At 50.4% G+C, this 8,389-nt stretch carries 4 protein-coding genes and 1 pseudogene; 1 reads left to right on the top strand and 4 read right to left on the bottom strand.

The window, feature by feature from the left end:
* On the top strand, nt 1-1,497 hold a 1,497-nt coding region (gene parC, locus ACRC27_RS02085), incomplete at its 5' end, for a DNA topoisomerase IV subunit A (protein WP_438639078.1).
* A gap of 285 nt (nt 1,498-1,782) precedes the next feature.
* Here parC and lpdA read toward each other — a convergent pair.
* The 4 genes and pseudogenes from lpdA to ACRC27_RS02065 all read right to left on the bottom strand — a co-directional run.
* Nucleotides 1,783-3,207 carry a dihydrolipoyl dehydrogenase gene (gene lpdA / locus ACRC27_RS02080; RefSeq protein ID WP_438622374.1) on the bottom strand — a complete coding sequence of 475 codons (1,425 nt, stop codon included), beginning with the start codon at nt 3,205-3,207 and terminating at the stop codon, nt 1,783-1,785.
* 177 nt (nt 3,208-3,384) lie between these two features.
* Nucleotides 3,385-5,259, bottom strand: coding sequence for a pyruvate dehydrogenase complex dihydrolipoyllysine-residue acetyltransferase (gene aceF, locus ACRC27_RS02075; protein ID WP_438622327.1), 1,875 nt, complete (start codon nt 5,257-5,259; stop codon nt 3,385-3,387).
* Between the two features lie 12 nt (nt 5,260-5,271).
* Entirely contained in the window at nt 5,272-7,929 is a 2,658-nt protein-coding gene (gene aceE, locus ACRC27_RS02070; protein WP_438639077.1) for a pyruvate dehydrogenase (acetyl-transferring), homodimeric type, read from the bottom strand.
* 181 nt (nt 7,930-8,110) lie between these two features.
* Nucleotides 8,111-8,389 (bottom strand): annotated as a pseudogene (locus tag ACRC27_RS02065) (GntR family transcriptional regulator); the annotation flags it as partial.

Genomic DNA, 8,389 nt, shown 5'->3' with positions numbered 1-8,389 from the left:
CCACACCAGTGCTCTGGCGCGAAAGTCATCGAGCAAATTGCCGCTCAAATGCGGGCGAAAAAACTGCCGCTGGTTGACGATCTGCGTGATGAGTCTGACCATGAAAACCCAACCCGCTTGGTGATCGTGCCAAAATCGAATCGGGTTGATGCAGAGATGCTGATGAACCACCTGTTCGCCTCGACCGATCTGGAAAAGAGCTATCGGGTGAATATCAACATGCTGGGGCTCAATGGCCGCCCAGAAGTGAAGGGTTTACTGACCATTCTGAGCGAATGGCTGACATTCCGCCGCGACAGCATTCGCCGCCGGATACAGCACCGTTTAGAGAAAGTGTTAAAACGCCTGCATATCCTTGAAGGCTTGCTCACTGCATTTATCAATATTGATGAAGTCATTGAGATCATCCGCCAGCAAGATGAACCCAAACCGATCCTGATCCAGCGTTTTGGCTTAAGTGAAACACAAGCTGATGCGATCCTAGACCTGAAGTTACGCCATTTGGCCAAACTGGAAGAGATGAAGATCCGCGGTGAGCAGAACGATCTGGAAAAAGAGCGAGCACAGCTTGAAGGCCTGCTGGGTTCAGAGCATAAACTCAACGCCCTGATGAAAAAAGAGCTGCTGGCTGATGCCGAAACCTTTGGCGATGACCGCCGCTCTCCACTGGTTGAGCGGGGTGAAGCCAAAGCACTGACCGAGCGCGATCTCACCCCAGCAGAACCGGTGACTGTCGTACTCTCAGAGATGGGCTGGGTTCGCTGCGCGAAAGGGCACGATGTTGATGCTGCGGCCTTAAGTTATAAATCGGGTGATGCTTACCGTGGGTTTGCCCGCGGAAAGAGCAACCTACCAGTGGTCTTCCTCGATTCTAGCGGCCGCAGTTATGCGCTCGATCCGCAAACACTGCCTTCCGCGCGCGGGCAAGGTGAGCCGTTAACCGGTAAACTCACGCCACCGGCAGGTGCTGTAGTTGAACAAGTGTTGATGGAAGAAGAGAGCCAGAAATTGCTGCTCGCCAGCGATGCCGGTTACGGTTTTGTCTGTACCTTTGCTGATTTGGTCGCTCGTAATCGTGCCGGTAAAGCACTGCTCAATCTGCCTGAAAATGCCAAAATTTTACCGCCACTGAATGTCAATCATGATGACGATCTGCTGATGGCTATCACCTCAGAAGGCCGGATGTTGCTGTTCCCAGTCAGTGACCTGCCGCAGTTGTCAAAAGGCAAAGGCAATAAAATTGTCACCATTCCGGCAGCCCGTGCAGCCGCCCGAGAAGAGTTATTGCAGCACCTGAGCATCATCTCGCCGCAGGCATCGGTCACACTGCATGCTGGTAAGCGTAAGCTGACCATTAAGCCTGATGATTTAAGTAAGTTCCGCGCAGAACGCGGCCGCAAAGGAACACTGTTACCGCGCGGTTTGCAAAAAGTGGATCAAATTGAAGTCAACTTGCCGCAAGGTGCTGCTGACGCGTCAGACTCTGCACAATCTTAAAAGACAATACTTTTGAGAGGATGCTTAAAAGCGATACTTAAAAACGAGACTTAAAAAACAAGTGCAGTAAGCGGATATGTAAGCCAAAGCACTGCATAAGCGGGCTGTTACACAGACCCGCTTATTCACCGAACACTTCTCGTATAGCGCCTGTATAACGAAGTATCACTGAACATAAAAAAGCCCCACCAACGGATAAACCGCTGTGTGGGGCTTTTTATATTTAGCGGATAACCCAGTGGATAATCAACGGATTACCCACAGAACATCACGATAATGTTTTAATCAGCGCTTTTTAGCTTTCGCGTTTGGAAGGTCAGTAATCGAACCTTCGAACACTTCTGCCGCCAGACCTACTGACTCATGCAGTGTCGGGTGCGCATGGATGGTCAGTGCGATGTCTTCTGCATCACAACCCATCTCAATAGCCAGACCGATTTCACCTAACAGCTCACCGCCGTTAGTACCGACAATCGCGCCACCTAAAATACGGTGAGTCTCTTTGTCGAAAATCAGTTTAGTCATGCCGTCAGCGCAGTCAGACGCGATAGCACGGCCAGACGCTGCCCACGGGAAGGTTGCGGTTTCGTACTTCAGACCTTCTGCCTGACACTCTTTCTCAGTCTTACCTACCCAAGCCACTTCCGGATCGGTATAGGCAATAGATGGGATCACTTTCGGATCAAAGTAGTGCTTCTTACCAGAGATCACTTCAGCCGCAACATGGCCTTCGTGCACCCCTTTGTGTGCCAGCATCGGCTGACCCACAATATCACCGATAGCATGAATGTGCGGCACGTTAGTGCGCATTTGCTTGTCGGTACGGATAAAGCCACGCTCGTCAACTTCAACGCCCGCTTTGCCAGCATCAAGCAGTTTACCATTTGGTACACGGCCAATCGCCACCAGTACCGCATCGTAACGCTGTGGTTCAGCCGGTGCTTTTTTACCTTCCATCGTCACGTAGATGCCATCTTCACGCGCTTCTACTGCGGTAACTTTGGTTTCCAGCATCAAGTTAAACTTCTTGCTGATCTTCTTGGTAAACACCTTAACGATATCTTTATCCGCAGCAGGAATAACCTGATCGAACATTTCAACAACGTCAATGTTTGAACCCAGAGCGTGATACACCGTGCCCATTTCCAGACCGATAATACCACCGCCCATCACCAACAGACGCTCAGGCACTTCTTTGAGCTCCAACGCATCGGTTGAATCCCAAATACGTGGATCTTCATGCGGAATAAACGGCAGTTCAATCGGGCGTGAACCTGCGGCAATAATAGCGTTATCAAAATTTACGGTAGTCACACCATCAGCACCTTCAACAGCAATGCTGTTCGGGCCGGTGAACTTACCTAAACCGTTAACCACCTGCACTTTACGCATTTTTGCCATACCAGCCAGACCACCGGTCAGTTGGCTGATAACTTTCTCTTTCCACAGGCGAATTTTGGTGATGTCAGTGCTTGGCTCACCAAACACGATACCGTGCTCAGCCAGTGATTTTGCTTCTTCGATCACTTTTGCTACGTGCAGCAGTGCTTTTGACGGGATACAACCCACGTTCAAACACACACCACCAAGGGTGGCATAACGCTCAACAATAACGGTATCCAGACCTAAATCTGCGCAACGGAATGCGGCTGAGTAACCCGCAGGGCCAGCCCCGAGTACCACAACTTGGGCTTTGATTTCTTTACTCATCATGACCTCATTATAATCTTTATATCCCTGAACTCGGGTACGAAGCGCACCACGTAGGGTTTGTGCGCCACAAGTTTACAAGGTTGTTAATAACTCGCAAACAAGCTTCGTATCCGACATGCCCGATTCGTCGGCACGGTCACAGCTTATGCCGTAACCGTGCCAATCGATCATTTTTTACATCACCAAACGGCGAATGTCAGACAAGGCATTGTTCAAGAAGGTGATGAAGCGAGCACCATCAGCGCCATCGATCACACGGTGATCATAAGACAGTGACAGTGGCAGCATCAGGCGTGGTGCGAACTCTTTGCCGTTCCACTTTGGCTTCATCTCAGACTTAGAGACACCCAGAATGGCCACTTCTGGCGCATTTACGATAGGTGTAAATGCTGTACCACCGATACCGCCAAGGCTGGAGATAGTGAAGCAACCGCCCTGCATGTCTGACGATGTCAGCTTGCCAGCACGGGCTTTCTTGGAGATCTCCATCAGATCGCGCGATAGCTCAGTGATGCTCTTCTTATTCACATCACGCACGACCGGAACAACCAGACCGTTTGGAGTATCTACAGCCACACCAATGTTGATGTATTTCTTCAGCGTCAGCTTCTGGCCATCTTCAGAAATAGAGCTGTTAAAGCGCGGCATCATTTCAAGAGCTTTACCCACAGCCTTCAGGATAAAGACCAGCGGAGTCACTTTCAGATCAGCTTTTGCACGCTCAAGCTCAGCATTTTGCTGCTTACGGAACACTTCAAGTTCGGTGATATCTGCATCATCCCACTGAGTTACGTGCGGGATCATCACCCAGTTACGGTGTAAGTTAGCGCCAGAGATCTTCTGGATACGACCCAGTTCAACCTCTTCCACTTCACCAAACTTACTGAAATCCACTTTCGGCCACGGCAGCAGACCCAAGCCTGCACCACCACTCATTGCCGCAGAAGAGGCCGCCTGACCCGATTCCAAACGCTTAAGTGCGTTCTTCACATAGTCTTGTACGTCTTCTTTGAGGATACGACCTTTACGGCCAGAACCTTTCACTTTACCTAAGTTAACACCAAATTCGCGTGCTAAACGGCGAACAACTGGCGTTGCGTGGCTGTACGCAGCATCTTCAGTAAACTCGCTAGCCGCGGCAGGTGCGGCAGCTTTTGCTGCAGGCGCTGCGGCAGCCACAGGTGCAGCTTGTGCTGGCTGAGCGGCTGGCGCAGCAGGTGCTGCACCGGCAACTTCAAAGACCATGATCAGAGAGCCGGTAGACACTTTGCTGCCCGCTTGTACTTTGATCTCTTTGATCACACCAGCAAACGGCGCAGGCACTTCCATAGAAGCCTTGTCGCCTTCCACGGTGATCAGTGATTGTTCAGCTTCTACGCTATCACCCACGGCAACCATGATCTCGGTAACTTCAACTTCGTCACCGCCGATGTCCGGCACGTGTACATCTTTAGCAGCGCTCGCCACCGGTGCAGTAGCAACCGGTGCACTTGCCTGAGCCACTGGCGCTGCAGATGCAGCACCCGCCACTTCAAAGATCATAATCAGGGAACCGGTAGACACTTTACCACCCGTAACCACTTTGATCTCTTTGACCACACCGGCAAACGGTGCAGGCACTTCCATTGACGCTTTATCGCCTTCAACGGTCAGCAGAGACTGCTCTTCGGTCACGCTATCGCCAACGGCAACCATAATCTCGGTGACTTCAACTTCATCACCACCGATATCCGGCACACACACTTCTTTAAGTGCAGCAGCAACAGGTGCAGCCGCAGCAGCCGCTACTGGCGCTGCAACAGGTGCGGCAGCCGCACCCTCTTGTTCAAAAATCATGATCAGTGAACCGGTAGAAACTTTACCGCCAACTTGAACTTTGATCTCTTTTACAATACCGCCGGCAGAGGCAGGCACTTCCATTGAGGCTTTATCGCCTTCAACAGTAATCAATGATTGTTCGGCTTCAACTTTATCGCCGACATTAACCAGAATCTCGGTAACTTCAACTTCATCAGAACCGATATCCGGTACAAAAATTTCCATGCTCATGAATCGTGCCTCTTATGCGTACAGCGGGTTAACTTTATCTGCATCGATACCAAATTTCGCAATAGCATCAGCTACAACAGATTTGGCAATATCACCACGGCTGGCCAGTTCGGTCAGTGCAGCAACAACCACGTAATGCGCATTCACTTCAAAGTGGCGACGCAGGTTTTCGCGGCTATCAGAACGGCCAAAACCGTCAGTACCCAGTACGCGATAGTTAGCCGCCGGTACAAATGCACGAACTTGTTCAGCGAACAGTTTCATGTAGTCAGTTGCCGCGATAGTTGGTGCATCATTCATCACAGAAGTGATGTGAGCCACACGTGGCGCAGCTTCTGGATGCAGCATGTTCCAACGGTCACAATCTTGGCCTTCACGGGCCGCTTCGGTGAACGAAGTCACGCTGTATACATCAGAACCGATGCCGTAATCAGCAGACAGGATCTGTGCCGCTTCACGAACATGACGCAAGATTGCACCAGAACCCATCAGCTGAACTTTTGCCTTATCACCGGCAACAGTTTCCAGCTTGTAGATACCCTTACGGATACCCTCTTCTGCGCCTTCTGGCATTGCAGGCTGATGGTAGTTTTCGTTCATGGTAGTCAGGTAGTAGAACACGTTCTCCTGCTCACCATACATACGGCGCACACCGTCTTGCATCACAACAGCCAACTCATACGCATAGGCTGGGTCGTATGCAACACAGTTAGGAATAGTCAGTGCCTGAATGTGGCTATGGCCATCTTCATGCTGCAAACCTTCACCGTTAAGCGTCGTACGGCCTGCTGTACCACCGACCAAGAAGCCGCGAGCTTGCTGATCGCCTGCCGCCCAGCACAGGTCACCAATACGCTGGAAACCAAACATTGAGTAGTAGATGTAGAACGGAATCATCGGTACATCGTTGGTGCTGTAAGAGGTTGCCGCCGCCAGCCATGAAGACCCTGCGCCCAGCTCGTTAATACCCTCTTGCAGAACCTGACCGGCTTTGTCTTCTTTGTAGTAAGAGACAACTTCACGATCTTGTGGGGTATAGTTCTGACCCTGCGGGTTATAGATACCCACCTGACGGAACAGGCCTTCCATACCAAAGGTACGTGCTTCATCGGCAATAATTGGCACAATGTGCTTACCGATATTTTTGTCTTTCAGCAGGACGTTCAGTGCACGTACAAATGCCATCGTCGTTGAAATTTCACGCGCTTGTTCATTCAGCAGCGGCTTGAACTCTTCAAGTTCTGGCGTGATGAACTCTTGGGTGAATTTCGGCAGACGGGTTGGTACATACCCTTTCAGGGCCTGACGGCGCTCATGCAGGTAGTTGTACTCTTCTGAACCTTCTGGGAATTTGATGTATGGCAGGTTCTGCACTTCATCATCAGACAAGTTGATGTTGAAACGGTCACGGAACTGCTTCACGCTTTCCATATCCAGTTTCTTCACGGAGTGAGCAATGTTCTTGCCTTCCGCTGCATCACCCATACCGTAACCTTTTACGGTCTTGGCCAGGATCACAACCGGCTTGCCTTTGGTCTCTTTTGCTTTTTGGAATGCCGCATAGACTTTAACCGGATCATGACCACCACGGTTCAGTGACCAGATTTCGTCATCAGTCAGATCTTTAACCAGCTCAGCCGTTTCCGGATACTTGTTAAAGAAGTGCTCGCGCACGTATGCACCATCTTTTGATTTCAGGTTCTGATAGTCACCGTCAACGGTTTCACTCATCAGTTGCAGCAGCTTACCCGAGGTATCTTTCTGCAGTAGGGCATCCCACTTAGAACCCCAGATAACTTTGATCACTTCCCAGCCAGCGCCACGGAACAGGCCTTCTAGCTCTTGAATAATCTTACCGTTACCCACTACTGGGCCATCAAGACGCTGCAGGTTACAGTTAATCACGTAGCACAGGTTGTCCAGTTTCTCACGGGCGGCAAATGTCAGCGCACCTTTAGATTCTGGCTCATCCATCTCACCATCACCCAAGAACGCATACACGGTCTGCTCGGCGGTGTTTTTCAAACCACGATCATTGAGATACTTCAGGAAACGTGCCTGATAGATAGCATTGATCGGGCCTAAACCCATAGATACGGTTGGGAACTGCCAGAATTCAGGCATCAGTTTTGGATGTGGGTAAGAAGAGACACCCTTGCCTTCAACTTCCTGACGGAAGTTGTTCAGTTGATCTTCGCTCAGACGGCCTTCAACGAAAGCACGTGCATAGATCCCCGGAGAGATATGACCTTGGAAGAACACCAAGTCACCGCCATCTTGCGCATTACGAGCGCGGAAGAAGTGGTTGAACGCCACATCATAAATGGTGGCAGAAGACTGGAAAGAAGCCATGTGGCCGCCCAGATCCAAGTCTTTCTTGGATGCGTGCAGAACCGTCATGATGGCATTCCAGCGGATCGCGGAACGAATACGGCGCTCCAGATTATGATTACCCGGATAAACTGGGTCAGCAGAAGCTGGAATGGTGTTGATGTAGTTAGTGTTAATACCGCTTGGCAGCGCTACGCCACCCATACGTGCTTTATCCATGATCTGATCGATCAGGAACTGTGCACGCTCAACGCCTTCTTCGCGAATTACCGATTCGAGAGCCTGCAGCCAGTCGCTGGTTTCGATCGGATCCACGTCATTGCTCATCATGTCTGACATGGTGGTCTTCCTTATCTTCTTTAGTTCGGTCAGTTTTACTTAATCTGGATGCTCTTCTGTCAGTTCATGACTGCACAAAAACACCGTCTGTTTGTGTGTTACTTATTCTGTAACCTATTTATTGCTAATTTATGGTCTTGCTATGTAAATCATTTCCGCAGAACTAATGCATCAACACCAGTCAATCCATGCGTTGCTGAAGCCGCCGCAAAGACCGCTCTTGGCGGCTATGTTCACGGCTAAGATCCAACAAAGTTTCCTCAATAAACGCCAAATGCCGATGTGATGCTTCGCGAGCTTGCTCCGGCGCGCGGGCCAGTATCGCGGTAATCACATCAGCACGGTGGCTGCTCACTTGCGCCAGTTTTTCACGGCGCATATACAGCAGCTCAAAATTCTGTTTTACATTCTGCTCTAACAGTGGGGCTAAACAACGGACTAAATGTAACAGCACCACATT

It is taken from the genome of Plesiomonas sp. (genome assembly GCF_051650925.1).
Taxonomy (GTDB): Bacteria; Pseudomonadota; Gammaproteobacteria; order Enterobacterales; family CAMTGL01; genus Plesiomonas.
This window is presented reverse-complemented; position numbering and strand designations above follow the sequence as displayed.

Bases quoted from the DNA above. Each gene is read 5' to 3' on its own strand.
- lpdA (WP_438622374.1), bottom strand. From the start codon at position 3,207: ATGAGTAAAGAAATCAAAGCCCAAGTTGTGGTACTCGGGGCTGGCCCT.
- aceF (WP_438622327.1), bottom strand. From the start codon at position 5,259: ATGAGCATGGAAATTTTTGTACCGGATATCGGTTCTGATGAAGTTGAA.
- aceE (WP_438639077.1), bottom strand. From the start codon at position 7,929: ATGTCAGACATGATGAGCAATGACGTGGATCCGATCGAAACCAGCGAC.